Below are 25,461 nucleotides of genomic sequence, written 5' to 3'. Positions count from 1 at the left end.
CGAGCTGTAGCTACGGAGAGCGTGAGAGCGTGATGGGTAACCGCTTCCAGGTCAAGGACCGCTTCGCAGACGGCGCGCAGTACATCGACGGCCGGCTCCTGGCCGGTACCTCGGGACGGTCGCACACCGTCGTCGACCCCGCCACCGGCCAGGAGGTCCTCACCTACGAGCTGGCCGGCCCGGCCGACGTGGACGCGGCCGTCGCCGCCGCCAAGCGGGCCTTCCCGGCCTGGTCGGCCGCCACCCCGGGCGAGCGGTCGGACGCCCTGCACCGGCTGGCCGCCGTCCTGGCCGAGCAGGCGGAGGACTTCGCGTACGCGGAGTCCCTCCAGTGCGGCAAGCCGCTCAAGCTGACCACCGGGTTCGACGTCCCCGGGACCATCGACAACACGGCCTTCTTCGCGGGCGCCGCCCGCCACCTCCAGGGCCAGGCGGCCGGCGAGTACTCCGGCGACCACACCTCCTACGTACGCCGCGAGGCCATCGGGGTCGTCGGCTCCATCGCCCCCTGGAACTACCCCCTCCAGATGGCCGCCTGGAAGATCCTCCCGGCCGTCGCGGCGGGCAACACCATCGTCCTCAAGCCGGCCGAGCTGACCCCGCTGACCTCCCTGATGTTCGCCCAGGCGGCCAAGGAGGCGGGGATCCCCGACGGGGTGATCAACATCGTCACCGGTGCCGGCCGCGACGCGGGCGAGCACCTGGTCGGCCACCCCGACGTGGTCATGACCTCCTTCACCGGCTCCACCGCCGTCGGCAAGCGGGTCGCCGAGATCGCCACCGCCACCGTCAAGCGGCTCCACCTGGAGCTCGGCGGCAAGGCCCCCTTCGTGGTCTTCGACGACGCCGACGTGGAGGCCGCCGCCCACGGCGCCGTGGCCGCCTCCCTCATCAACACCGGCCAGGACTGCACCGCCGCCACCCGCGCCTACGTCCAGCGCCCCCTGTTCGAGGCCTTCACCGCCCGCGTCGCCGAGCTGATGGAGACCGTCCGCCTCGGCGACCCCTTCGCCCCCACCACCGACCTCGGCCCCCTGGTCTCGCACGCCCAGCGCGACCGCGTCGCCGCCTTCGTCGAGCGCGCCCGCGGCTACGCCACCGTCGTCTCCGGTGGCGAGATCCCCGGCGCCAGGGAAGAAGAACGCGGTCTCGCCGAGGGCGCCTACTACCGGCCCACCCTGATCACCGGCGCCGCCCAGGACAGCGAGGTCGTCCAGTCCGAGATCTTCGGCCCGGTCCTCGTCGCCCTGCCCTTCGACACCGACGACGAGGGCCTGGCCCTGGCCAACGACACCCCGTACGGCCTCGCCGCCTCCGCCTGGACCCGGGACCTCTACCGGGCCGGCCGGGCCACCCGGGAGCTCAAGGCCGGCTGCGTCTGGGTCAACGACCACATCCCGATCATCAGCGAGATGCCGCACGGGGGCTACAAGGCCAGTGGCTTCGGAAAGGACATGAGCTCTTACTCTTTCGAGGAATACACGCAGGTCAAGCACGTGATGTACGACAACACCGCGGTGGCCGCCAAGGACTGGCACCGCACGATCTTCGGGGACCGATAGTCAAAGCGCCGCCTGACCAGCGGCCCTCCCTCCCGAAAGGGCAACGCGCATGGAGCAGTTCGAGCCCGACCGCCTGTCGGCGGCGCAACTCGCCGCGATGCGGCGCAGCCTCACCAGTGGCCGCGGCGCCCTCACCCGCCGCTCGCTGCTGCGCGCCTCCGGAGCCGGGGCGCTCACCCTGGGCGGCCTCGCCGCCCTCACCGCCTGCGGAATCCCGCCCGCCAAGCGCGAGGGCGGCCAGGCGGCGGCCTCGGACGACCACTCGGACCGGGAGAAGGAGATCAACTTCTCCAACTGGACCGAGTACATGGACACGAGCGACGACGAGAAGTCCCGTCCGACGCTGGAGGCGTTCACCAAGCGCACCGGCATCGAGGTCAAGTACACCGAGGACATCAACGACAACGTCGAGTTCTTCGGCAAGATCCGCCCCCAGCTCGCGGCCGGCCAGGACACCGGCCGCGACCTGATCGTCGTCACGGACTGGCTCGCCGCCCGCATCATCCGCCTCGGCTGGGCGCAGAAGCTGGACCCCGCCCACCTGCCCAACGCCTACGCCAACCTGATCCCCCAGTTCCGCAACCCCGACTGGGACCCGGGCCGCTCCCACAGCTACCCCTGGACCGGCATCGACACCGTCATCGCCTACAACGCCAAGGCCACCGGCGGCAGGAAGGTCGACTCCGTCACCCAGCTGCTCGACGACCCCACCCTCAAGGGCCGCGTCGGCTTCCTCACCGAGATGCGCGACACCGTCGGCATGACCCTCCTCGACCAGGGCAAGGACCCGGCGAAGTTCACCGCCGCGGACTACGACGCCGCCATCGGCCGCCTCCAGAAGGGCGTCGACTCCCAGCAGATCCGCCGCTTCACCGGCAACGACTACACCGCCGACCTCGACAAGGGCGACATCGCGGCCTGCCTCGCCTGGGCCGGCGACGTCATCCAGCTCCAGGCCGGGAACCCCGACATCAAGTACGCGATCCCGGCCGCCGGATACATCACCTCCAGCGACAACCTGCTGGTCCCCGCCCAGGCCCGGCACAAGGCCAACGCCGAGAAGCTCATCGACTACTACTACGAGCCCGCCGTGGCCGCACGGCTGGCGGCGTTCATCAGCTACGTCTGCCCGGTCGACGGGGTGAAGGACGAGCTGGCGAAGATCAAGCCGGAACTCGCGGACAACCCGCTGATCGTCCCGGACAAGGAGATGGCCGCCAAGGCCCGCGCCTTCCGCTCCCTCAGCAGCGAGGAAGAGACGGCGTTCGAGGAGAAGTTCGCGAAGCTCATCGGCGCCTGACCGGCCCCCCCGCCGGCCCTCCACCGCGCCCCGCCCCCCTCCCACGACACACCACCGAAGGCCCAGGCCCATGACCGACACCACCGCGAGCGGCGACGTCCGCCTCGCCGGGATCAGCAAGCACTACGGCTCCTTCACCGCCGTGCACCCGCTGGACCTCACCATCCCCCAGGGCTCCTTCTTCGCCCTGCTCGGCGCCTCGGGCTGCGGGAAGACCACCACCCTGCGCATGATCGCCGGCCTGGAGGAGCCCTCCACCGGCACCATCAGCCTGGGCGAGCGCGAGGTCACCCACCTGCCGCCCTACAAGCGCCCGGTGAACACCGTCTTCCAGAGCTACGCGCTGTTCCCGCACATGGACATCTTCGAGAACATCGCCTTCGGCCTGCGCCGGCGCGGCATCAAGTCGGTCAAGAAGCAGGTCGACGACATGATCGACCTGGTCCAGCTCGGCGAGCACGCCCGCAAGAAGCCCCACCAGCTCTCCGGCGGACAGCAGCAGCGCGTGGCCGTCGCCCGCGCCCTCATCAACCACCCCCAGGTCCTCCTGCTCGACGAACCCCTCGGCGCCCTCGACCTCAAGCTGCGCCGCCAGATGCAGCTGGAGCTCAAGCGGATCCAGACCGAGGTCGGCATCACCTTCGTGCACGTCACCCACGACCAGGAGGAGGCCATGACGATGGCCGACACCGTCGCGGTGATGAACGGCGGCCGCGTCGAGCAGCTGGGCGCCCCCGCCGAGCTCTACGAGAACCCGCGCACCACCTTCGTCGCGAACTTCCTCGGCACCTCCAACCTGATCGAGGCCTCCGTGGAGTCCGCCGGCGAGGACGTCACCGTGGCCGCCTCCGGCGCCGTACTCCGGCTGCCCGCCGCCCGATGTTCGACCACGCCCCGCACCGGCGGAAAGCTGCTGGTCGGCGTGCGTCCCGAGAAGATCTCCCTGGTCGCGGCCGAGGAGGAGCACACGATCGCGGCAGGCCGCAACAGGATCACGGGCCGGATCGCCGACTCCTCCTTCATCGGAGTCTCCACCCAGTACGTGATCGACAGCCCGGTCTGCCCCGAGCTGGAGGTCTACGTCCAGAACATCGAGCGCGACGCCCGCCTGGTCCCCGGCGCCGAGGTCGTCCTGCACTGGAACCCCGAGCACACCTTCGGCCTGGACGCCGCCCAGGACATAGAGGCGGGCATCGAGACCGTCGAGGAGAGCGCGTGACCGCCACCGCCGCGCCCCCGCGGGCCGAGACCCCGGCCGAGCCCCCGGTCCACCGGGCCTCGCTGAAGAAGCGCCTGATCCCGTACTGGCTGCTGCTCCCCGGCATCGTCTGGCTGCTCGTCTTCTTCGTGCTGCCGATGATCTACCAGGCCTCCACCTCGGTGCAGACCGGCTCCCTCGAAGAGGGCTTCAAGGTCACCTGGCACTTCCAGACCTACTGGGACGCCTTCTCCGAGTACCTCCCGCAGTTCCTGCGCTCGCTCCTCTACGCCGGCACCGCCACCGTCCTGTGCCTGCTGCTGGGCTACCCGCTGGCCTACCTGATCGCCTTCAAGGCGGGCCGCTGGCGCAACCTCCTGCTGGTCCTCGTCATCGCCCCGTTCTTCACCAGCTTCCTGATCCGCACCCTGGCCTGGAAGACGATCCTGGCCGACGGGGGCCCCGTCGTCGGAGTCCTCGACAAGATCGGGTTCCTGGACGTCACCAGCTGGCTCGGCATGACCGAGGGCAGCCGCGTGCTGGCCACGCCGCTCGCGGTCGTCTGCGGTCTGACGTACAACTTCCTGCCCTTCATGATCCTGCCGCTCTACACCTCGCTGGAGCGCATCGACACCCGCCTCCACGAGGCCGCCGGCGACCTGTACGCCACTCCCGCCACGGTGTTCCGCAAGGTGACCTTCCCGCTCTCGATGCCGGGCGTGGTCTCCGGGACCCTGCTGACCTTCATCCCCGCCAGCGGCGACTACGTCAACGCGGAGCTGCTCGGCTCCACGGACACCCGGATGATCGGCAACGTCATCCAGTCGCAGTACCTGCGGATCCTCGATTACCCGACGGCGGCCGCGCTGTCGTTCATCCTCATGGCCATCGTGCTGATCATGGTCACCGTCTACATCCGCCGAGCGGGAACGGAGGACCTGGTCTGATGCGTTGGCTCCGCCGCAATCTCGTCGTCATCGCGGGCCTCGGCACGCTCGCGTACCTGATCCTGCCGAACGTCGTCGTGACGGTGTTCTCCTTCAACAACCCCACCGGGCGCTTCAACTACGCCTGGCAGGAGTTCTCCCTCGACGCCTGGAAGGACCCCTGCGGGGTCGCCGACATGTGCGGCTCCCTCGCGCTCTCCCTCCAGATCGCCCTGTGGGCCACCATCGGCGCCACGGTCCTCGGCACCGCCATAGCCTTCGCGCTGGTGCGCTACCGGTTCCGCGCGCGGGGGGCGGTCAACTCGCTGATCTTCCTGCCCATGGCCATGCCCGAGATCGTGATGGCCGCCTCGCTGCTCGCCCTCTTCCTCAACATGGGCATCCAGCTGGGCTTCTGGACGATCCTGATCGCCCACGTGATGTTCTGCCTCAGCTTCGTGGTCGCCGCCGTCAAGGCGCGCGTCCTGTCGATGGACCCGAGGCTGGAGGAGGCCGCGCGCGACCTCTACGCGGGGCCCGTGCAGACCTTCCTGCGCGTCACCCTGCCGATCGCGGCCCCCGGAATCGCGGCGGGCGCGCTGCTCTCCTTCGCGCTCTCGTTCGACGACTTCATCATCACCAACTTCAACTCGGGCAACACCGTCACCTTCCCCATGTTCGTGTGGGGATCGGCCCAGCGCGGTACGCCCGTCCAGATCAACGTCATCGGCACGGCGATGTTCGTCATCGCGGTGCTGGTGGTCCTCGCCGGCCAGTGGGTCGGCAACCGCCGCAAGAAGGCACAACCGAAGTAGACCCCTGTAGGGAGTTGGAAGCCATGGCCCCAGTCGCCATGCGTAGTGTTGCGAAATCCCTTTCCGAAGCGAAGCCGGTCTCGTACTGGCTGGACGACCCCGGCCGCCCCGACCCGCAGCCGGCCCTCACCTCCGACGAGAAGTGCGACCTGCTCGTCATCGGTGCCGGCTACAGCGGGCTGTGGACCGCGCTGCTCGCCAAGGAGCGCGACCCCGGCCGCGACGTCGTCCTGATCGAGAGCAAGGAGGCGGGCTGGGCCGCCTCCGGCCGCAACGGCGGTTTCTGCGCGGCCTCCCTCACCCACGGCTTCGCCAACGGCCTGGCCCGCTGGCCCGGTGAGCTCGCCAAGCTGGAGGAGCTCGGCGCCCGCAACCTCGACGCCATCGAGGAGGCGGTCGCCCGCTACGGGATCGACTGCGACTTCGAGCGCACCGGCGAGATCGACGTGGCCACCGAGCCGCACCAGGTCGAGGAGCTGCGCGAACTGTACGAGGAGGCCCGCAAGCTGGGCCTCGCGGACGGCTCCGAATGGCTGGAGGGCGAGGCCCTGCGCGCGGAGGTCGACTCCCCGACCTTCCTCGCGGGCCTGTGGGACCGCGAGGGCGTCGCCATGCTCAACCCCGCCAAGCTGGCCTGGGGCCTGAAGCGGGCCTGCCTGGAGCAGGGCGTGCGGATCTACGAGAACACCCGCGGCCTGAGGATGGCCCGGGCCGGCGCCGGGATGACGGTGGAGACCCCGTACGGGACGATCCTGGCCCGCCGGGTCGCCCTGGGCACCAACATCTTCCCGTCGCTGGTCAAGCGCATCCGCCCGTTCACCGTCCCGGTCTACGACTACGCGCTGATGACCGAGCCGCTGACGGAGGAGCAGCTGGCCTCCGTCGGCTGGAAGAACCGGCCCGGGCTCGGCGACAGCGCCAACCAGTTCCACTACTTCCGCATCACCAAGGACAACCGCATCCTGTGGGGCGGCTACGACGCGATCTACCCCTACCGGGGCAAGCTCGACTCGGAGTACGACCACCGCCCGGAGACCTACCTCAAGCTCGCCGAGCACTTCTTCACCGCCTTCCCGCAGCTGGAGGGGCTGCGCTTCAGCCACGCCTGGGGCGGGGCCATCGACACCTGCTCCCGCTTCTCGGCGTTCTTCGGCACCGCGCACTCCGGCCGGGTCGCCTACGCCGCCGGCTACACCGGGCTCGGGGTGGGCGCCACCCGCTTCGGCGCGGACGTGATGCTGGACCTGCTGGACGGGCTCTCCACCGAGCGCACCCGGCTGGAGATGGTCAAGTCCAAGCCGATGCCGTTCCCGCCCGAGCCCCTGGCCTGGACCGGGATCGCCCTCACCAAGTGGTCGCTGGCCCGCGCCGACGCCCGGGGCGGCCACCGCAACCTGTGGCTGAAGACGCTGGACCGCCTCGGCCTCGGCTTCGACAGCTGAGACCGCCGAAGGGCGCACCCCGGCGCACTCCCGCGCCGGGGCCGTGCCCCGCTTCACCCCCATGGAGCAACCCGACCCGCGTCATAGCACCGCCCGGCCCCGCTCTCTCCCGGTGAGACACCCTCACCTCACGAGACGAACGGAGGCCGGGCGATGGCGTTCCCGGGGACCAGGACGGCAGTGGAGTGGCTGGCGGCGGCGGCGCCGGACCCCGACGCCTGCCGGTGGGAATGGGAGCGCAGCCCCCTCGGGGTCGCCCTCCTGCCGGCCGGCGTGCACTGGGACCTGCTGATCACCCCGGGGGAGCTGGGCGGGGCCGCCCTCGGCGTGCTGCGCCGGCTGGCGGCCCCGCCCGGCCCGGTGCTCGCCGCCGCCGGCACGGCCCGCCTGGGCTTCTTCGTCCCGGCGGGCACCGCCTCCCACTGGATCGGCACCGGCGTACGGGGCGCGGGGCGCGGGAGCTGGATCGCGGTCCCGTACCCCGGCCGGGCCGCGGGCGGTCCGCGCTGGCTCGAACTCCCCGACGGCCGGGGCACCCTCACCGACCCGGTGCTGCTGGAGCTCGCGCTGCACGAGGCCGCGGCCAGGGCCCTGGCGGGGGAGGGCTGAGGCGGTCGTGCGCGAAGCCTTGACAAGGGGATTGGTCTGGACCATGTTGGCCCGGATCCTCCAACCCCCCACGATCCGGAGGCAGTCGTGCGCAGAGCCCTGTCCCTCCTGTCCGCCGCGGCCCTCGCCGCGGCCGCCTTCCTCGCCTCGGGCCCGCCCGCCGCGGCCGCCGACGCCGACCTCGTCCGCAACGGCGGCTTCGAATCGGGCCTCGACGGCTGGAGCTGCTCCGCCGGCAGCGGAGCCGTCGTCGGCGCCCCCGTCCACGGCGGGGGTTCCGCCCTCCGCGCCACCCCGGCCGGCCAGGACAACGCCCGCTGCTCCCAGACCGTCACCGTCAAGCCGGACTCCGCGTACACCCTCACCGCCTGGGTGCAGGGCGCGTACGCCTACCTCGGCGCGAGCGGCACCGGCACCACCGACGTCTCCACCTGGACCCAGACCCCCGGCGCCTGGAAACAGCTCACCACGGGCTTCCGCACCGGCCCCGCCACCACCACCGTCACCGTCTACACCCACGGCTGGTACGGGCAGCCCGCCCACCTCACCGACGACGTCACCCTCGTCGGCCCCGACCCCGGCGGCCCCGGACAGCCGCAGCCCCCGGCCGCCCCCACCGGCCTGACCGCGACGGCCACCTCACCCACCGCCGTCGCCCTCACCTGGACGGCGTCCGCCGGCGCCGCCTCCTACACCGTCCGCCGCGACGGCGCCGCCCCCCTGACCGTCACCACCCCCTCGGCCACGGTCACCGGGCTCGCCCCCGCCACCCCGTACACCTTCCGGGTCAGCGCCGTGAGCGCCGCCGGGGAATCCCCCCTCAGCGCCCCGGCCACCGTCACCACACCGCCCGGCGGCGGAGACCCGGGCGGCCCCGCACTGCCCGCCCACGCCCTCGTCGGCTACCTCCACACCAGCTTCGCCAACGGCTCCGGCTACCTGCGCATGGCCGACGTCCCCGCCTCCTGGGACGTCATCGACCTGGCCTTCGGCGAACCGACCTCCGCCACCTCCGGCGACATCCGCTTCCAGCTCTGCCCGGTCTCCGAATGCCCCGGAGTGGAGACCCCCGCCGAGTTCAAGGCGGCCGTGCAGGCCAAACGGGCGGCGGGCAAGAAGGTGCTCATCTCCATCGGCGGCCAGAACGGCCAGGTCCAGCTCACCACCACGGCCGCCCGCGACGCCTTCGTCTCCTCCGTCTCGAAGATCATCGACGAGTACGGGCTCGACGGCGTCGACATCGACTTCGAGGGCCACTCCCTCTCCCTCGCCACCGGCGACACCGACTTCCGCAACCCCACCACCCCCGCCATCGTCAACCTGATCGCCGCGCTCAGGACCCTCAAGGCCCGCTACGGCCCCGGCTTCGTCCTGACGATGGCCCCCGAGACCTTCTTCGTCCAACTGGGCTACCAGTACTACGGATCCGGCCCCTGGGGCGGCCAGGACCCCCGCGCCGGCGCCTACCTCCCCGTCATCCACGCCCTGCGCGACGACCTCACCCTGCTCCACGTGCAGGACTACAACTCCGGCCCGATCACGGGCCTCGACGGCCAGTACCACTCCATGGGCGGCGCCGACTTCCACACCGCGATGACCGACATGCTGCTCACCGGCTTCCCCGTCGCGGGCGACACCTCCCGCGTGTTCCCGCCCCTGCGCCCGGACCAGGTCGCCATCGGCCTCCCGGCCACCCCGAACGCCGGCAACGGGCACACCCCGCCGGCCGAGGTGGACAAGGCGCTGGACTGCCTCACCAAGCGGGTGAACTGCGGGACCTACCAGCCCCACGGAACCTGGCCCGGCCTGCGCGGCCTGATGACCTGGTCGGTGAACTGGGACCGCTTCGGCGGCTGGGAGTTCAGCCGGAACTTCGACGCGTACTTCGGCTGACCGCCCACCGCACGCCCAGCAGCAGGGGCGTGCACAGCAGCAGGCTGGCCAGGACGTCCAGGGGCCAGTGGAACCCGCGCAGGACCAGCCCCGCCGCGGTCAGGGCCGTCAAGGCGGCCGCGGCGGGCAGGGGCCAGCGGCGGCGGGTGTGCGGGGTGACGAGCAGGGCGGCGGCCGTGTAGGCCGTCAGCGCCGTGGCCGTGTGGCCCGAGGGGAAGTAGCCGGCGGCCCAGGGCTCCAGGGGGCCCGGGCGGGCGGTCCACTCCTTGAGCGGCACGATCAGCGCCGGCACCAGGGCCATCGCCGCACCGGCCGCCAGGGCGGCGAGGCGATGGCCGCGCCGGACGGCGTACGCCATGGCCAGGACGAGGACGGGGACGGCGACCTGGACGTTCCCGAGGTCCGCGAGGCGCTCCGTGACGGAGTCGGGGACGGTCCGCACCAGCGCGCGGCTCAGTGCCCGGTCCGGGGCCAGCAGCGGGCCCCCGGCGAGGACCTGCCAGGTGATCAGCGAGAAGAGGACGGCGCACAGGGCCGTCAGCAGGAGGGGGAGGAGAGGGAAGGAAGAGGCCGGCCGTCCCGGAACAGGGGGGATGGTTCCGGGACGGCCGGCCGGACCGGGTTGCCGTACGCCCCGGGGGGTTTGGGGCGGACGGCCGTCCGATCGGAGAAGAGTGTGCGCGAACGCATGCCCAGTACGGCGCTGGGGAAGCCCGGTACCGGTGGCGCTCCCGGTGACCCGGGAGCGGTCTGTCTCACTCATCTGCAGAAACCGTACGGCAGCCGAGGGGGGACCGACAGCAGGAACGGCCTCTTGTCATCGGCCCCCCACAGCTTCTTCACAGAGCCCGACCGTTACCGGCGGTACCGGTGGGCTCCCGTGTTCGGCGGTTCGCTCAGACGTCCGTACCGATGGCCGCGAAGGCGGCCTCGATGAGGTCCAGGCCCTCGTTCAGCAGCTCGTCGCTGATGACCAGCGGCGGCAGGAAGCGGAGCACGTTGCCGTAGGTGCCGCAGGTGAGGACGAGGAGGCCCTCGGCGTGGCAGGCCTTGGCGAGCGCGCCGGCCGCCTCCGGGAACGGGGTCTTGGACGCCGGGTCCTTGACGAGCTCGATCGCGATCATGGCGCCGCGGCCGCGGATGTCGCCGATGATGTCGTACTTCTCCTGCATCGCGGAGAGGCGGGACTTCATGAGGGACTCGATGTTCTTCGCCTTGGCGTTGAGGTCGAGCTCCTTCATGGTCTCGATGGAGCCGAGCGCGCCGGCGCAGGCCACCGGGTTGCCGCCGTAGGTGCCGCCCAGGCCGCCCGCGTGCGCGGCGTCCATGATCTCGGCGCGGCCCGTCACGGCGGCGAGCGGCAGACCGCCCGCGATGCCCTTGGCCGTGGTGATCAGGTCCGGGACGATGCCCTCGTCCTCACACGCGAACCACTGGCCGGTGCGGCAGAAGCCGGACTGGATCTCGTCGGCGACGAAGACGATGCCGTTCTCGTTGGCGAACTTCACGATCGAGGGCAGGAAGCCCTTGGCCGGCTCGATGAAGCCGCCCTCGCCGAGGACCGGCTCGATGATGATCGCGGCGACGTTCTCGGCGCCGATCTGCTTGGTGATCTGGTCGATCGCCTGGGCGGCGGCCTCGGGGCCGCAGTTCTCGGCACCGGTCGGCCAGCGGTAGCCGTAGGCGACCGGGACGCGGTAGACCTCGGGGGCGAACGGACCGAAGCCGTGCTTGTACGGCATGTTCTTCGCCGTCAGCGCCATCGTGAGGTTCGTACGGCCGTGGTAGCCGTGGTCGAAGACGACGACGGCCTGGCGCTTGGTGTACGCGCGGGCGATCTTGACGGCGTTCTCGACGGCCTCGGCGCCGGAGTTGAACAGGGCCGACTTCTTGGCGTGGGTGCCGGGGGTCAGCTCGGCGAGGGCCTCGCAGACCTCGACGTAGCCCTCGTAGGGGGTGACCATGAAGCAGGTGTGGGTGAAGTCGGCGAGCTGCGCGGAGGCGCGGCGCACGACGGCCTCGGCGGAGGCGCCGACGGAGGTCACGGCGATGCCGGAGCCGAAGTCGATCAGGCGGTTGCCGTCGACGTCCTCGATGATGCCGCCGCCTGCGCGCGCCGTGAAGACGGGGAGCACGGAGCCCACGCCGCCGGCCACCGTCGAAAGGCGGCGGGCCTGAAGCTCCTGCGACTTGGGGCCGGGGATCGCGGTGACGATGCGGCGCTCCTGCGGGACAGCGGTCATAGAGGGCTCCCTGGGGGGTGTTTTCGGACGCACTTGTGTCTTTGTCCGCAGGCTAGGCCCGGGGGAGGGGGTAAGGCATGCTCCGTTAGGGAGTGGTGCCCGCGTGTCCTTGTCCTCGGCGGCCATAGGAAGGACGCGGCACGTCGTCGGCGGATCGCGCCCGGGTGCGGGGTCAAGTGGCGGGCCGGGCACTAGATTGAGCGCCGCGGCGTTACAGGGAACGGCAGGGGGCAGGGGTTCATGGACAGCGAGGGCACCTACGACGGACAGGCGACCCGTGCGGGGCACGTCCCCCGCCCGGCCGCACCCGCCGCGGCCCCGCCGAAACCGAGACACGCGCCGGCCGCAGCCCCCGGATCCGGGTACGGCGCGGGCGAGGGCTTCGCGGACTGGCTGCGCACCCCGCGCCCCGCAGGTGCCCCGGGGATGTGGGCCTTCGGTCGAGTGCCGCGTGATGAGGAGGGACAGGAGACGGTTTCCGACCGTCTCCTGCTCAAGAGGGCCGCTATCTGGGGGCTCGTCTGCGTCCTCGTCTGGTCGCTGATGCGCAACGGCTACATGCCGTTCTGGAGCGCACCGCTCAAACTGACCCCCGATAAGTGGAATTGGTGGACCCCCACCGGGGCGCCTGTCAGGGGGACAGGTGGCGAGGTGGCCCAGCCGCTCTACGAGCTCCTCTTCGACGCAGCGCTGCTCTATGGCTTCGGGCGCCTGGGGGCGTGGCCTACAGCCTGGCGCCGCCTGGTCGTAGCGCGGGGCCAGCTGGTCCGGACGGGCGCCATCGCGGCCGGTGGCCTGGTCGCGGTCTGGCTGGTGGCAGAGCTGGCGCTTCCGCTGCGGCTCGTCGTGTATCCGTATCTGCCGCTCGTTGACGGCGACGTCAACGGCAACGACTCCATCATGCGCCAGGCGGATACGGTCATCACCGTCGTGATCGTTCTGACGTTTCTGTGGTTCGCGCTGCGCCGGCCATCCGCACCAGCCGCGCACGCCACCCGTGGTGCCCGGCCCGAAGCGCCGCGACCGGCCGAGCCCGGATCGCCGACTGATCCCGTCATGTGGCCCGAGCTGCGCGAGGCCGGACTGCGGGACGTGGCCGAGAGGCTCGGGGGGGAGGTGCAAGGTGGGCGGATGAACGACGTGGACTACGCGCGGATCCGGCGTGCCTGGGAGTCCGTGCGGGCCGAGCCCGCCCGGCTGTCGGCCTTCGCCGACGCCGTGCGGGCCAAGGGTGCCGCCGCCTGCGTGCACCCCTCCGGCGACCGCGACCTGCCGGTCCGCGCCGCCCGGCACGACCTCCTCGCCCGCCAGGTGCTCCTCGGCACCGTCGACGACGGCGAACGCAACCCCCACGCCCGCCGCGGCACCGGCCTCGCCCTCGGCCCCGACGTGCTCGGGACCTCCCTGCTCGCCGTCGGCCCCTCCGGCAGCGGCAAGACCGCCCGCCTCGTGCGGCCCGTCGTCGAGTCCCTCGCGCTCCAGGCGCTGTCCGGCCAGGCCGCCGTCATCGTCGTCGGCGCCGCCGGATCCCGGCTCGGCCCCGACGCCTCCTACGACATCGTCGTCCGCGTCGGCGACCCCGACTCCGTCCACGACCTCGACCTCTACGGCGGCACCGGCGACTGCGACGAGGCCGCCGCCCTCCTCGCCGAGGCCCTCGTCGCCGACGTCCCCGGCACCGACGTGCGCCGCGCCGCCACCGCCCTCGCCCAGCTGCTCGGCCCGTTCCGCGCGGCGCACGGCCGCTTCCCCGCCGTGCCCGAGCTGCGCGAGCTGCTCGACGGGGTGCCCACCGCCGTCACCTCCCTGCGCCAGGCCCTGGAGGGCGCCGGCCAGCAGGCCATGCTCCGCGAGCTCGACGCGCGCGAGCGCCAGTACGGGGCCCACGGCGACCCCGGCCCGGCCCTCGCCGACCGGATCGCCCTGCTCGACCGGCCCGCCTTCGCCGGCTTCTTCGACACCACCGGACGCGGGCGGCCCTTCTCGATGCGCGCCCTCGAACACCCCGTCCGGGTCCGGGTGGACCTCCCCGAGCGCGGGCACGCCGACGCTTCCCGGATGCTGGCCCGGCTACTGCTCGCCCAGTTCAACGCCTCCGCCGCCGCCCGCGCCGACCGCTCGCTGTTCGCCTTCCTCGCCCTCGACGACGCCTCGCACACCCTGACCCCTGAAACCGTCCGCGGCCTCCAGCGGCTGCGCTCGGCGAACGCCGGGGTGCTGCTCGCGCTGCGCTCACTGGACGACGTACTGGAGGCCCTGCGGACGCCGCTGCTCGGGGCGGTCGGCTGCCGGATGGCCTTCTCCGGCGTGACCACCTGGGACGGGCAGCGGTTCGCCGAGGCCTGGGGCACCGAGTGGGTGGAGACCCGAGACATTACCCACCAGACCGTCTTCGCCGACAAGGCGCGTACCCGGGCCGTTCACGCCCTGCGCAGGCTGCTCACCGGCAAGGACGTCACCACCGACGCGATCACCGTGCGCCAGGTGGAGCGCGAGCTCTGGTCCGCCTCCGACCTGGCGCACGTCGTACCGCCCGGGTGCGCGGTGCTCTCGCTGACCTCCGTCCGCGGGGAGCGCGCGGCCCCGCTGCTGCTCCGGCTGGCCGGAACGGGCTGAGCGGACCCGTACGGGGTGGCAGAATCGAAAGGGGTCGTTCATACGACATGGAGCAAACCCCGAAGGGATGGACGGGGAAGCTCCGGAGTGAGAACGATCCACCCGTCCCGCTCACTCTCGCTCCAAAGGCCCCTGGTACCCATGCCGCTCACCCTCGCCTCGCTCGTCCAGCACTCGGCGCTCAAGCTCAGCGTCCGGGCGGGGGAGAGCCGCCTCGACACCCCCGTGCGCTGGGCCCACGTCAGCGAGCTCGCCGACCCCGTCCCCTACATGGAGGGCGGCGAGCTGCTGCTCGTCACCGCCATGAAGCTGGACGCCGAGGACCCTGAGGAGATGCGCCGCTACGTACGGCGCCTCGCGGCCGCCGGGGTCGTCGGCATCGGCTTCGCCGTCGGGGTCAACTACGACGCGGTCCCCGACGCGCTGGTCCAGGCCGCCCGGGAGGAGGACCTGCCGCTGCTGGAGGTGCCCCGGCGCACCCCGTTCCTCGCCATCAGCAAGGCCGTCTCGGCGGCCCTCGCGGCCGACCAGTACCGGGCCGTGACGGCGGGCTTCGAGGCGCAGCGGGAGCTGACCCGGGCCGCGCTGTCCGCCGACGGCCCCGCCGACCTGCTGGCGAAGCTGGCGGCCCACGTACACGGCTGGGCCGCGCTGTACGACACCTCCGGCGCGGTCGTCGCCGCCGCCCCCGACTGGGCCGCGCGGCGCGCCGCCCGGCTCACCCCCGACGTGGAGCGGCTGCGCGAGCGGCCGGCGCCCGCGAGCGCGGTGGTGGGCGGCGCCGAGGACCGCGTCGAGCTCCAGTCGCTGGGCACCGGACGGCGTGCGCGCGGCGCCCTCGCCGTGGGTACGGCGGCCCCGCTGGGCACCGCCGAGCGGTACGCGGTGCACTCCGCCGTCGCCCTGCTGACCCTGACCACCGAGCGCTCGCGCTCCCTGCACGACGCCGAGTCCCGGCTGGGCGCGGCCGTGCTGCGGATGCTGCTGGACGGGGAGGCCGAGCACGCCCGGGCGGTCGCCGGGGACCTGTACGGGGTCCTGCTGGAGGCGCCGTTCCGGATCGTCGTCGCCGAGCCGGCGCTGGCGGGGACGGCCCAGCCGGAGGGGCTGGCGCTGCTGGCCGACGCGGTGGAGTCGGCCGCGTCGCGCAGCGGGGAGGCGCTGCTGGTGGTGCCGGAGCCCGGGCGGCTGGTGGTGCTGGCGGCCGACGGGGGAGCGGCGGTGCAGGCGTGCGCGGACCACGCGGAGGCGCTGGAGTCCCGGCGCGGGCGGGAGACGGCCGGGCCGGAGGCGGACGAGCTGGTCGTGGGCCTGTCGGCCCCGGCCGGACCGGAGGGCGTGGCCGCCGCCTTCAAGCAGGCCGACCAGGCGCTGGCCGTGGCCCGGCGGCGGGGGCGCCCGCTGGTCGAGCACGAGGACCTCGCGGCGGGGTCGGTGCTGCCGCTGCTGGCCGACGAGGCCGTGCGGGCCTTCGCCGAGGGCACGCTGCGGGCCCTGCGGGAGCACGATGCGACCGGGCGCGGCGATCTGGTCGCCTCCCTCCAGGCGTGGCTGACCCGGCACGGGCAGTGGGACGCGGCCGCCGCCGACCTGGGGGTGCACCGGCACACCCTGCGGTACCGGATGAAGCGGGTCGAGGAGATCCTCGGCCGCTCCCTGGACGACCCGGACGTCCGCATGGAGCTGTGGCTCGCCCTGAAGGCCAGCCCGGTCCAGCGCTGACCCCGGGGGCCCGGCCCGGGCGGCGGCTCGTACGGGCAACAGTGACAAAGCGGCGCAGGCCGCGGGGGCGCCGCTCCAACGCGGCTAAACGACGAACGCGCGGCGGCGACCTACCTTGGTGGAGACAAGGACCACCGCACACACCGAAGGGCCGGGATTCGCATGACTTCCACCCACGCCTTCTGGCTCGCCGGCCGCCAGGCCACCGGCGAGGACAGCTTCGACGTCCACAACCCGTGGGACGGCCGTCTCGTCGGCACCGTCAGCGTGCCCACCGACGCCCAGGTGGAAGAGGCCGTGGCCGCGGCGTACGCCGTGACGGCGGAGTTCTCCGCGACCCCCGCCCACGTACGTGCCGCCGCCCTGGACCACGTGTCCAAGCGGCTCACCGAGCGCACCGAGGAGATCGCGCAGCTGATCTCCGCCGAGAACGGCAAGCCGATCAAGTGGGCGCGCGGTGAGGTCGGCCGTGCGGTGTCCGTGTTCCGTTTCGCCGCCGAAGAGGCCCGCCGCTTCAACGGCGGAGAGGCCCAGCGCCTGGACACCGACGCCGGCGGCGTCGGCCGCCTGGCCCTGACCCGCCGCTTCGTCAAGGGCCCGGTCCTCGGCATCGCGCCGTTCAACTTCCCGCTGAACCTGTGCGCCCACAAGGTGGCCCCGGCCATCGCCGTCGGCGCGCCGATCATCCTGAAGCCGGCCCCGGCCACCCCGCTCTCCGGTCTGATCCTGGGCGAGCTGCTCGCCGAGACCGACCTCCCGGCCGGCTCCTGGTCGGTCCTGCCGGTCGCCAACGACAAGATGCCGGCCCTGGTCAAGGACGACCGCCTCCCGGTCATCTCCTTCACCGGCTCCGACACCGTCGGCTACGCCATCCAGCAGTCGGTGCCCCACAAGCACTGCACCCTGGAGCTCGGCGGCAACGCCGCGGCCGTGGTCCTCGCCGACTGGTCCTCCGAGGCCGACCTCGACTGGGCCGCGACCCGTATCGCGACCTTCTCGAACTACCAGGCCGGCCAGTCCTGCATCTCCGTGCAGCGCGTGATCGCCGACGCCTCCGTCTACGACCGCCTCGTCGAGAAGGTCGTCGCGAAGGTCCAGGCCCAGGTCACCGGCGACCCCGCCGACGACGCCACCGACGTCGGCCCGCTGGTCTCCGAGGACGCCGCCAAGCGCGTCGAGTCCTGGGTGGACGAGGCCGTCTCCGCCGGCGCCAAGCTGCTCACCGGCGGCAAGCGCGACGGCGCCACGGTCGAGCCGACCGTCCTGGCCGAGATCCCGGCCGGCGTCAAGCTCGCCACCGAGGAGGTCTTCGGCCCGGTCCTGACCATCACCCGGGTCGAGAACACCGACGAGGCGTTCGCCGCCGTCAACGACTCGAAGTTCGGTCTCCAGACCGGCGTCTTCACCCGCGACGTCCAGGTCGCCTTCCGCGCCCACCGCGAGCTCGAGGTCGGCGGCGTGATCATCGGCGACGCCCCCTCGTACCGGGCCGACCAGATGCCGTACGGCGGCGTCAAGCAGTCCGGCGTGGGCCGCGAGGGCGTCCGCTACGCGATGGACGACTACACGTACGAGCGCGTCCTGGTCCTCACGGGCCTCGACATCTGACCGACTCGTACGGTCATGGACCGACGGCCGGAGCCTACTGTGCGGGGGCTCCGGCCGTCCCCCTTTTGCCGCGCCCCCCGAATCCCCGGCGCCCGAAACGGGTACGACTCACACGCAACCGATCGGCAGCCCCCGATGCGGCGAGGTGAGGACCCGGATGTCGGCAACACAGCCCGTACAGCCCAAGGTGACCGAGCGCGAGGCCCGGCAGGTCGCGGAAGCGGCCCGGGAGCAGGACTGGCGCAAACCCAGCTTCGCCAAGGAGCTCTTCCTCGGCCGCTTCCGGCTCGACCTGATCCACCCCCACCCGCTCCCCGCCGACGAGGACGTCCGGCGCGGCGAGGCCTTCCTCGCCCGGCTGCGGGAGTTCTGCGAGAACGAGATCGACGGGCAGCGCATCGAGCGCGATGCGCGGATCCCCGACGAGACCGTGCGCGGGCTCAAGGAGCTCGGCGCCCTCGGCATGAAGATCAGCCCCGAGTACGGGGGCCTGGGCCTCACCCAGGTGTACTACAACAAGGCGCTCGCCCTCGTCGGCTCCGTCAGCCCGGCCATCGGCGCCCTGCTCTCCGCCCACCAGTCCATCGGCGTGCCCCAGCCGCTGAAGATGTTCGGCACCAAGGAGCAGAAGGACGCCTACCTGCCCCGCTGCGCCACCACCGCGATCAGCGCCTTCCTGCTCACCGAGCCCGACGTGGGCTCCGACCCGGCGCGCCTGGCCACCACCGCCGTCCCGGACCCCGAGGACCCCGACTCCTACGTCCTCGACGGGGTGAAGCTGTGGACCACCAACGGGGTGGTCGCCGACCTGCTCGTGGTCATGGCCCGGGTGCCGAAGAGCGAGGGCCACCGGGGCGGGATCACCGCCTTCGTCGTGGAGGCCGACTCGCCCGGCATCACCGTCGAGCACCGCAACGCCTTCATGGGCCTGCGCGGCCTGGAGAACGGCGTCACCCGCTTCCACCGCGTCCGCGTTCCCGCCTCCCAGCGGATCGGCTCCGAGGGCGCCGGCCTCAAGATCGCGCTGACCACCCTCAACACCGGACGGCTCTCGCTGCCCGCCATGTGCGTCGGCGCCGGCAAGTGGTGCCTGAAGATCGCCCGCGAGTGGTCCGGGGTCCGCGAGCAGTGGGGCCGCCCGGTCGCCCGGCACGAGGCCGTCGGCGCCAAGATCTCCTTCATCGCGGCCACCACCTTCGCCCTGGAGGCCGTGGTGGACCTGGCCTCGCAGATGGCCGACGAGGACCGCAACGACATCCGCATCGAGGCCGCCCTCGCCAAGCTCTACGGCTCCGAGATGGCCTGCCTGATGGCCGACGAGCTGGTCCAGATCCGCGGCGGCCGCGGCTTCGAGACCGCCGAGTCCCTGGCCGCGCGCGGCGAGAGGGCCGTCCCCGCCGAGCAGCTGCTGCGCGACCTGCGCATCAACCGGATCTTCGAGGGCTCCACCGAGATCATGCACCTGCTGATCGCCCGCGAGGCCGTCGACGCCCACCTCTCCGTCGCGGGCGACCTCATCGACCCCGACAAGGCCCTCGGCGACAAGGCCAAGGCGGGCGCCCGCGCCGCCGGCTTCTACGCCCGCTGGCTGCCCAAGCTCGCCACCGGCCCCGGCCAGGTGCCCGGCACCTACCGCGAGTTCCACCCGGCCGGCCACCCCGACCTCGCCACCCACCTGCGCTACGTCGAGCGCGGCGCGCGCAAACTCGCTCGTGCGATGTTCATGGCCATGGCCCGCTGGCAGGGCCGCATGGAGACCAAACAGGGCTTCCTCGGGCGGATCGTCGACATCGGCGCCGAACTCTTCGCGATGAGCGCGGCCTGCGTGCGCGCCGAGCACCTGCGCGCCACCGGCGACCACGGCCGCGAGGCCTACCAGCTGGCCGACGCCTTCTGCCGGCAGTCCAGGCTGCGCGTCGAGGAGCTCTTCGGCCGGCTGTGGGCCAACACCGACGACGTCGACAACAAGGTCGTCAAGGGCGTCCTCTCCGGCACCTACACCTGGCTGGAGGAGGGGGTCCTCGACCCCTCCGGCGACGGACCCTGGATCGCCGACGCCGAACCGGGACCGTCCACGCGGAAAAACGTTCACCGTCCGCTGCGCTGACCTGCCATCATCGGCATTGTTCGGACGGATGTACGAGCACGGGCACGAGCGCGAGGCGGACGAGGACGATGCCGACGGCCGAGGAGGACCGGGCCAGCCGGGAGCTGGCCCGGTGCGTGGCGCACCTGCTGCGCCACGCACCGCACCACGTCGTCGCCGCCCTCCTCGACCGGCTCGACGACCCCGTCCGCAAGTACCTGTGCCGCGACCAGTGGCTGCCCGCCGCGGCCGTCACCCTGCTGCTGCGCGACGGCACCGACGCCGACCGGCACTACATCGCCCGCAACCCGCACGTGGTGGGCCGCCCGCTGCCCGGCCTGCCCGCCGCCGCCCGGTACGCCGCCCGCCCCGGGCCCTCCCCGGAACTGCTGGCCGACGTCGGCCCCGGGCCCTTCACCACCGCGGAGCTGACCGCCCTGCTGCGCCGCCACGGCCGCCGCCCCCGGATCCCGCTCACCCTCCTGCGCATGCCGCACGCGCTCGACCCCGGGGAGCTGCTGCGCGAGCACGCCCGCGCCCCGCTGCCGCCCGGCGCCGTCGAGGCGCTGCTGCTGGCGGGCGGCCTGCCCCGCACCGCGTGCCTCGCCCTGCTCGACGCCCGCGCCGGGGGGACGTACGGGCGCCACTGGTACCGGCCCGCCGTCCGCGCCGTCCGCATGGGCCTGCTGACCTGCGACGAGCTCGTCGTCCACGTGGCCCCCGCCGCCCGCACCCTGCTCCTCGGCCACCTGCCCGTCACCCGGGGCCTGCGCTGGAGCCTGCCCGAGCAGGCCGAGATGCAGTCGGCCGTGCACCGCGCCCTGCGCCGCCCGCTCGGCGAGGACCCCCGGCTCTGGGCCGAACTGCCCCGCCGTGCCGCCGGCTTCCCCGGCACCCTGCCCGAGCTGGCGGCCGCGCTGGCCGCCGGCGCCCCGGCCGCGCCCGGCGCCGTACGGCACGACCCGGCGCTGGCCCGGGCCGTCCGCCACCTCGCGCCGGAGACCGCACCCCCGGAGCCCGCCGGGGCCTGGGAGCGCGAACTGGCCCTCGTCAGCCTCGCCGTGCCGATGGACACCGCCGCCGAGGACGTCCGCTGGGTCCGCGACTGCCTCGACCGCTCCCTGCTCACCGGCGCCGACGTCGTCCGGCACAAGGTCCCGGCCTGCTGGGCGCTCGACGAGGACCAGTGGCTCGGCGACATCGGCCACCCCGACCGCCACGACCGGCCGGCCGCCGTCCTCGCCGCCCGCGCGGAGGCCGACCGGCTCTTCGACGCGGCCCTCGGGGACGACGCGGAGGCCTGGTGGCGCGCGGCCCGCGCCCTGCCCGGCTTCGCCGGCACCCTGCCCGAACTCCTCGCCCGGGTCACGGACGGGGACTCCGTGTCCAACCGGCCCTGAGGAGAGGCAACAATGGGGGGCATGAGCGACAGTCCAGCCCCCCTCGCCGACCCGCACCTCCTCTTCGACGCCGCGGCCGGCCGCCGGGACATCGTCATCCTCGGGTCGACCGGGTCCATCGGCACCCAGGCCATCGACCTCGCCCTGCGCAACCCGGACCGCTTCCGGGTCACCGCCCTGTCCGCCGCGGGCGGCCGCACCGCCCTGCTGGCCGAGCAGGCCCGCAAGCTGCGGGTGCGGACCGTGGCCGTCGCCCGCGAGGACGCCGTCCCGGCCCTGAAGGAGGCGCTGAGCAGCGCGTACGGGCCCTCCGAGCCGCTGCCCGAGATCCTCGCCGGGCCCGACGCCGCGACCGACCTCGCCGCCTCGCCCTGCCACACCGTCCTCAACGGCATCACCGGCTCCATCGGCCTCGCGCCCACCCTCGCCGCGCTGCGCGCCGGCCGGACCCTCGCCCTGGCCAACAAGGAGTCGCTGATCGTCGGCGGCCCCCTGGTCAAGGCCCTCGCCGCACCCGGCCAGATCATCCCCGTGGACTCCGAGCACGCGGCCCTCTTCCAGGCGCTGGCCGCCGGCACCCGCGCCGACGTCCGCAAGCTGGTCGTCACCGCCTCCGGCGGCCCCTTCCGCGGCCGCACCCGCGCGGAGCTGGCGCAGGTCACCGTCCAGGACGCCCTCGCGCACCCCACCTGGGCCATGGGCCCGGTCATCACGATCAACTCCGCCACCCTGGTCAACAAGGGGCTGGAGGTCATCGAGGCGCACCTGCTCTACGACATCCCCTTCGAGCGCATCGAGGTCGTCGTCCACCCCCAGTCGTACGTCCACTCCATGGTCGAGTTCTCGGACGGCTCCACCCTCGCCCAGGCCACCCCGCCGGACATGCGCGGCCCCATCGCGATCGGCCTCGGCTGGCCCCAGCGGGTCCCCGACGCGGCCCCCGCCTTCGACTGGACCAAGGCCTCCACCTGGGAGTTCTTCCCGCTGGACACCGAGGCCTTCCCCTCCGTCGGGCTCGCCCGGCACGTGGGCACCCTGGGCGGGACCGCCCCCGCGGTCTTCAACGCCGCGAACGAGGAGTGCGTCGAGGCCTTCCTGGCCGGCAGGCTGCCGTTCACAGCAATCATGGATACGGTCTCCGCAGTGGTCGATGAGCACGGGACGCCGCGGTCGGGAACTTCCCTCACCGTCCAGGACGTCCTCGAAGCGGAGACCTGGGCCAGGGCCCGGGCCCGGGAGCTGGCGGCAGGGGCCGCCGTGGAGGAGAGCGCATGACGGCTTTGATGACGGTGCTCGGGGTCGTGCTCTTCGCGTTCGGCCTGCTGGTCTCCATCGCGTGGCACGAGCTCGGCCACCTCTCCACGGCCAAGCTCTTCGGCATCCGGGTGCCCCAGTACATGGTCGGCTTCGGGCCGACCATCTGGTCGCGCCGGAAGGGCGAGACCGAGTACGGCATCAAGGCCATCCCGATGGGCGGCTACATCCGCATGATCGGGATGTTCCCGCCCGGGGACGACGGCAGGGTCACCGCGCGCTCGACCTCGCCGTTCCGGTCGATGATCGAGGACGCCCGCTCGGCCGCGTACGAGGAGCTCCAGCCCGGGGACGAGAGCCGGCTCTTCTACACGCGCAGGCCGTGGAAGCGCGTCATCGTGATGTTCGCCGGACCGTTCATGAACCTGGTCCTGGCCGTGGCGATCTTCCTCACCACCCTGATGACCTTCGGGCTCAACACCCAGACCACCGTCGTGAGCTCGGTCTCCGACTGCGTCATCCAGCAGACCGAGAAGCGCGACAAGTGCGCCCCCGGCGACCCGGCCGCCCCGGCCAAGGCCGCCGGGCTGCGGGCCGAGGACAAGATCGTCGCCTTCAACGGCCGCCCGGTGAGCGACTGGTCCGTCCTCCAGAAGGACATCCGCGCCACCACCGGCCCCGCGACCATCACCGTCGAGCGGGCCGGGCAGCGCCTCGACCTGCACGCCAACCTGATCGAGAACAAGGTCGCCAAGACCGACGCCGACGGCCGCTACGTCAAGGACCAGTACGTCACCGCCGGCTTCCTCGGCTTCGCCCCCGCCGTCGGCTACGTCCCGCAGACCTTCGGCCAGTCCGTCAGCCGCATGGGCGAGATGATGGAGGCCGGCGTCCAGTCCCTCGTCGACCTCCCCGGCAAGGTCCCGGACCTGTGGAACGCCGCCTTCAACGGTGCCGAGCGCAAGCAGGACAGCCCGATGGGCGTCGTCGGCGCGGCCCGCGTGAGCAGCCAGATCTTCAACCTGGACATCCCCGCCCAGTACCAGCTGGTCTTCTTCCTCAACCTGCTGGCCGGGTTCAACCTCTCGCTGTTCCTGTTCAACATGCTCCCGCTGCTCCCGCTCGACGGCGGCCACATCGCCGGCGCGCTGTGGGAGTCCGTCCGCCGCACCGTGGCGAAGGTCTTCCGGCGCGCCGACCCCGGCCCCTTCGACGTGGCCAAGCTGATGCCCGCCGCGTACGTGGTCGCGGGCGTCTTCGTCTGCTTCACCCTGCTGGTCCTCGTCGCCGACGTGGTCAACCCGATCAAGATCAACTAGTCGGGCCGGCCGCGGAGGCCCGACGGGCCGTACCACCTCGGACACCGGAGCCGGGCACACACCGTGCCCGGCTCCCTACGTTCGGGTGGCGCCGACCCCTCGGATGCGAGGGGCACGCGCGCTTTGGCGTAACCTCAAAGGCCTGGAGCCCGCCGATCTCGGGACCTCGATCCACACCTTGGGGTTGCACAGCAGATGACTGCCATCTCTCTCGGAATGCCGTCCGTGCCGACGAAGCTTGCCGACCGCAGGGTCAGCCGCAAGATCCAGGTCGGTTCCGTGGCCGTCGGAGGCGACGCACCCGTCTCGGTGCAGTCGATGACCACCACCCGGACCTCCGACATCGGTGCCACGCTCCAGCAGATCGCCGAGCTGACCGCGTCCGGCTGCCAGATCGTCCGAGTCGCCTGCCCCACGCAGGACGACGCCGACGCGCTCGCCGTGATCGCCAGGAAGTCGCAGATCCCGGTCATCGCCGACATCCACTTCCAGCCCAAGTACGTGTTCGCCGCGATCGACGCCGGCTGCGCCGCCGTCCGCGTGAACCCGGGCAACATCAAGCAGTTCGACGACAAGGTCAAGGAGATCGCGCACGCCGCCAAGGCCGCGGGCACGCCGATCCGCATCGGCGTCAACGCCGGCTCCCTCGACGCCCGGCTGCTGAAGAAGTACGGCAAGGCCACCCCCGAGGCGCTCGTCGAGTCCGCGCTGTGGGAGGCCTCCCTCTTCGAGGAGCACGGCTTCGGCGACATCAAGATCTCGGTCAAGCACAACGACCCGGTCGTCATGGTCAACGCCTACCGCCAGCTCGCCGCCCAGTGCGACTACCCGCTGCACCTCGGCGTCACCGAGGCGGGCCCCGCCTTCCAGGGCACCATCAAGTCCGCCGTCGCCTTCGGCGCGCTGCTCTCCGAGGGCATCGGCGACACCATCCGCGTCTCCCTCTCCGCGCCGCCGGTCGAGGAGGTCAAGGTCGGCAACCAGATCCTGGAGTCGCTGAACCTCAAGCCGCGCCGCCTGGAGATCGTCTCCTGCCCCTCCTGCGGCCGCGCACAGGTCGACGTCTACAAGCTGGCCGAAGAGGTCACCGCGGGCCTCGACGGCATGACCGTGCCGCTGCGCGTCGCCGTCATGGGCTGCGTCGTCAACGGCCCGGGCGAGGCCCGCGAGGCCGACCTCGGCGTCGCCTCCGGCAACGGCAAGGGCCAGATCTTCGTCAAGGGCGAGGTCATCAAGACCGTCCCCGAGTCCAAGATCGTGGAGACCCTCATCGAAGAGGCGCTGAAGATCGCCGAGCAGATGGAGAAGGACGGCGTCGCCTCCGGCGAGCCCAGCGTCGCCATCGGCGTCTGAGACCCCGCCGCCAGCGAGGCCAGGTCGGAGCCGGCGCCCGGCTGCCAGGAGCACCGAGGCGGCCACCCCGAGGGTGCCCTTGGCCAGCACGTTCCAGGCGCCCCACAGCCCGGAG

Annotated in this window: 18 protein-coding genes; 16 read left to right on the top strand and 2 right to left on the bottom strand. The window is 72.6% G+C overall.

Going from position 1 to position 25,461, the window contains the following annotated elements; genetic code table 11:
* The first annotated feature begins 32 nt into the window (after positions 1-32).
* The 8 genes from AB0O29_RS18755 (at position 33) to AB0O29_RS18720 (ending at position 9,745) form a co-directional block, all read left to right on the top strand.
* Positions 33-1,562 (top strand): gamma-aminobutyraldehyde dehydrogenase, encoded by a 1,530-nt coding sequence (locus AB0O29_RS18755; RefSeq protein WP_365153018.1) that lies wholly within the window; start codon positions 33-35, stop codon positions 1,560-1,562.
* A 49-nt stretch (positions 1,563-1,611) separates the two neighbouring features.
* Complete coding sequence (locus AB0O29_RS18750) at positions 1,612-2,862, top strand: spermidine/putrescine ABC transporter substrate-binding protein (RefSeq protein ID WP_365152988.1); 1,251 nt, start codon at positions 1,612-1,614, stop codon at positions 2,860-2,862.
* 70 nt (positions 2,863-2,932) lie between these two features.
* Entirely contained in the window at positions 2,933-4,081 is a 1,149-nt protein-coding gene (locus tag AB0O29_RS18745) for an ABC transporter ATP-binding protein (RefSeq protein WP_365152986.1), read from the top strand.
* Positions 4,078-5,007 (top strand): ABC transporter permease, encoded by a 930-nt coding sequence (locus AB0O29_RS18740; RefSeq protein ID WP_365152984.1) that lies wholly within the window; start codon positions 4,078-4,080, stop codon positions 5,005-5,007. Before AB0O29_RS18745 ends, AB0O29_RS18740 begins: the two co-directional genes overlap by 4 nt.
* Positions 5,007-5,801, top strand: coding sequence for an ABC transporter permease (locus tag AB0O29_RS18735; protein WP_365152982.1), 795 nt, complete (start codon positions 5,007-5,009; stop codon positions 5,799-5,801). The genes AB0O29_RS18740 and AB0O29_RS18735 overlap by 1 nt, the downstream gene beginning before the upstream one ends.
* 23 nt (positions 5,802-5,824) lie before the next feature.
* Entirely contained in the window at positions 5,825-7,243 is a 1,419-nt protein-coding gene (locus tag AB0O29_RS18730; RefSeq protein WP_365152980.1) for an FAD-dependent oxidoreductase, read from the top strand.
* Positions 7,244-7,396: 153 nt separating this feature from the next.
* Positions 7,397-7,852, top strand: coding sequence for a hypothetical protein (locus tag AB0O29_RS18725; RefSeq protein WP_365152978.1), 456 nt, complete (start codon positions 7,397-7,399; stop codon positions 7,850-7,852).
* Positions 7,853-7,939: 87 nt separating this feature from the next.
* Positions 7,940-9,745 carry a glycoside hydrolase family 18 protein gene (locus AB0O29_RS18720; RefSeq protein WP_365152976.1) on the top strand — a complete coding sequence of 602 codons (1,806 nt, stop codon included), beginning with the start codon at positions 7,940-7,942 and terminating at the stop codon, positions 9,743-9,745.
* Here AB0O29_RS18720 and AB0O29_RS18715 read toward each other — a convergent pair.
* Together AB0O29_RS18715 and gabT are read right to left on the bottom strand one after the other, a co-directional pair.
* Entirely contained in the window at positions 9,714-10,508 is a 795-nt protein-coding gene (locus tag AB0O29_RS18715; RefSeq protein WP_365152974.1) for a phosphatase PAP2 family protein, read from the bottom strand. The two genes, AB0O29_RS18720 and AB0O29_RS18715, sit on opposite strands and share 32 nt — an antisense overlap.
* A 133-nt stretch (positions 10,509-10,641) precedes the next feature.
* On the bottom strand, positions 10,642-11,988 hold the full coding sequence (gene gabT / locus AB0O29_RS18710; RefSeq protein WP_365152972.1) for a 4-aminobutyrate--2-oxoglutarate transaminase: 1,347 nt from the start codon (positions 11,986-11,988) through the stop codon (positions 10,642-10,644).
* Positions 11,989-12,228: 240 nt separating this feature from the next.
* On the opposite strand from gabT, the gene AB0O29_RS18705 reads away from it, so the two are divergent.
* From AB0O29_RS18705 to ispG, 8 genes are all read left to right on the top strand, one after another.
* On the top strand, positions 12,229-14,604 hold the full coding sequence (locus tag AB0O29_RS18705; protein ID WP_365152970.1) for an ATP/GTP-binding protein: 2,376 nt from the start codon (positions 12,229-12,231) through the stop codon (positions 14,602-14,604).
* A 141-nt stretch (positions 14,605-14,745) separates the two neighbouring features.
* Positions 14,746-16,326 carry a PucR family transcriptional regulator ligand-binding domain-containing protein gene (locus AB0O29_RS18700; protein WP_365152968.1) on the top strand — a complete coding sequence of 527 codons (1,581 nt, stop codon included), beginning with the start codon at positions 14,746-14,748 and terminating at the stop codon, positions 16,324-16,326.
* Positions 16,327-16,488: 162 nt separating this feature from the next.
* The gene (locus tag AB0O29_RS18695; protein ID WP_365152966.1) at positions 16,489-17,934 is read left to right on the top strand and encodes an aldehyde dehydrogenase family protein; all 1,446 of its coding nucleotides are present in this window, start codon (positions 16,489-16,491) and stop codon (positions 17,932-17,934) included.
* 157 nt (positions 17,935-18,091) lie between these two features.
* Entirely contained in the window at positions 18,092-20,041 is a 1,950-nt protein-coding gene (locus AB0O29_RS18690; protein WP_365152964.1) for an acyl-CoA dehydrogenase family protein, read from the top strand.
* Between the two features lie 68 nt (positions 20,042-20,109).
* Complete coding sequence (locus AB0O29_RS18685) at positions 20,110-21,420, top strand: hypothetical protein (RefSeq protein ID WP_365152962.1); 1,311 nt, start codon at positions 20,110-20,112, stop codon at positions 21,418-21,420.
* Between the two features lie 12 nt (positions 21,421-21,432).
* A complete protein-coding gene (dxr, locus tag AB0O29_RS18680) occupies positions 21,433-22,695 on the top strand; it encodes a 1-deoxy-D-xylulose-5-phosphate reductoisomerase (protein WP_365152960.1) in 1,263 nt (420 codons plus the stop codon).
* The gene (locus tag AB0O29_RS18675; protein WP_365152958.1) at positions 22,692-23,993 is read left to right on the top strand and encodes a site-2 protease family protein; all 1,302 of its coding nucleotides are present in this window, start codon (positions 22,692-22,694) and stop codon (positions 23,991-23,993) included. The genes dxr and AB0O29_RS18675 overlap by 4 nt, the downstream gene beginning before the upstream one ends.
* A gap of 195 nt (positions 23,994-24,188) precedes the next feature.
* On the top strand, positions 24,189-25,346 hold the full coding sequence (ispG, locus tag AB0O29_RS18670; RefSeq protein WP_365152956.1) for a flavodoxin-dependent (E)-4-hydroxy-3-methylbut-2-enyl-diphosphate synthase: 1,158 nt from the start codon (positions 24,189-24,191) through the stop codon (positions 25,344-25,346).
* Positions 25,347-25,461 lie beyond the last annotated feature (115 nt).

Origin of the sequence: Streptomyces sp. NPDC089915, assembly GCF_040684675.1 — a bacterium.
Taxonomy (GTDB): Bacteria; Actinomycetota; Actinomycetes; order Streptomycetales; family Streptomycetaceae; genus Streptomyces.
This window is presented reverse-complemented; position numbering and strand designations above follow the sequence as displayed.

Coding starts and splice junctions, on each gene's coding strand:
- AB0O29_RS18685 (WP_365152962.1), top strand. CDS start 20,110: ATGCCGACGGCCGAGGAGGACCGGGCCAGCCGGGAGCTGGCCCGGTGC.
- AB0O29_RS18750 (WP_365152988.1), top strand. CDS start 1,612: ATGGAGCAGTTCGAGCCCGACCGCCTGTCGGCGGCGCAACTCGCCGCG.
- dxr (WP_365152960.1), top strand. CDS start 21,433: ATGGGGGGCATGAGCGACAGTCCAGCCCCCCTCGCCGACCCGCACCTC.
- AB0O29_RS18735 (WP_365152982.1), top strand. CDS start 5,007: ATGCGTTGGCTCCGCCGCAATCTCGTCGTCATCGCGGGCCTCGGCACG.
- AB0O29_RS18675 (WP_365152958.1), top strand. CDS start 22,692: ATGACGGCTTTGATGACGGTGCTCGGGGTCGTGCTCTTCGCGTTCGGC.
- AB0O29_RS18695 (WP_365152966.1), top strand. CDS start 16,489: ATGACTTCCACCCACGCCTTCTGGCTCGCCGGCCGCCAGGCCACCGGC.
- AB0O29_RS18755 (WP_365153018.1), top strand. CDS start 33: ATGGGTAACCGCTTCCAGGTCAAGGACCGCTTCGCAGACGGCGCGCAG.
- AB0O29_RS18705 (WP_365152970.1), top strand. CDS start 12,229: ATGGACAGCGAGGGCACCTACGACGGACAGGCGACCCGTGCGGGGCAC.
- AB0O29_RS18715 (WP_365152974.1), bottom strand. CDS start 10,508: ATGAGTGAGACAGACCGCTCCCGGGTCACCGGGAGCGCCACCGGTACC.
- gabT (WP_365152972.1), bottom strand. CDS start 11,988: ATGACCGCTGTCCCGCAGGAGCGCCGCATCGTCACCGCGATCCCCGGC.
- AB0O29_RS18730 (WP_365152980.1), top strand. CDS start 5,825: ATGGCCCCAGTCGCCATGCGTAGTGTTGCGAAATCCCTTTCCGAAGCG.
- ispG (WP_365152956.1), top strand. CDS start 24,189: ATGACTGCCATCTCTCTCGGAATGCCGTCCGTGCCGACGAAGCTTGCC.
- AB0O29_RS18725 (WP_365152978.1), top strand. CDS start 7,397: ATGGCGTTCCCGGGGACCAGGACGGCAGTGGAGTGGCTGGCGGCGGCG.
- AB0O29_RS18745 (WP_365152986.1), top strand. CDS start 2,933: ATGACCGACACCACCGCGAGCGGCGACGTCCGCCTCGCCGGGATCAGC.
- AB0O29_RS18690 (WP_365152964.1), top strand. CDS start 18,092: ATGTCGGCAACACAGCCCGTACAGCCCAAGGTGACCGAGCGCGAGGCC.
- AB0O29_RS18700 (WP_365152968.1), top strand. CDS start 14,746: ATGCCGCTCACCCTCGCCTCGCTCGTCCAGCACTCGGCGCTCAAGCTC.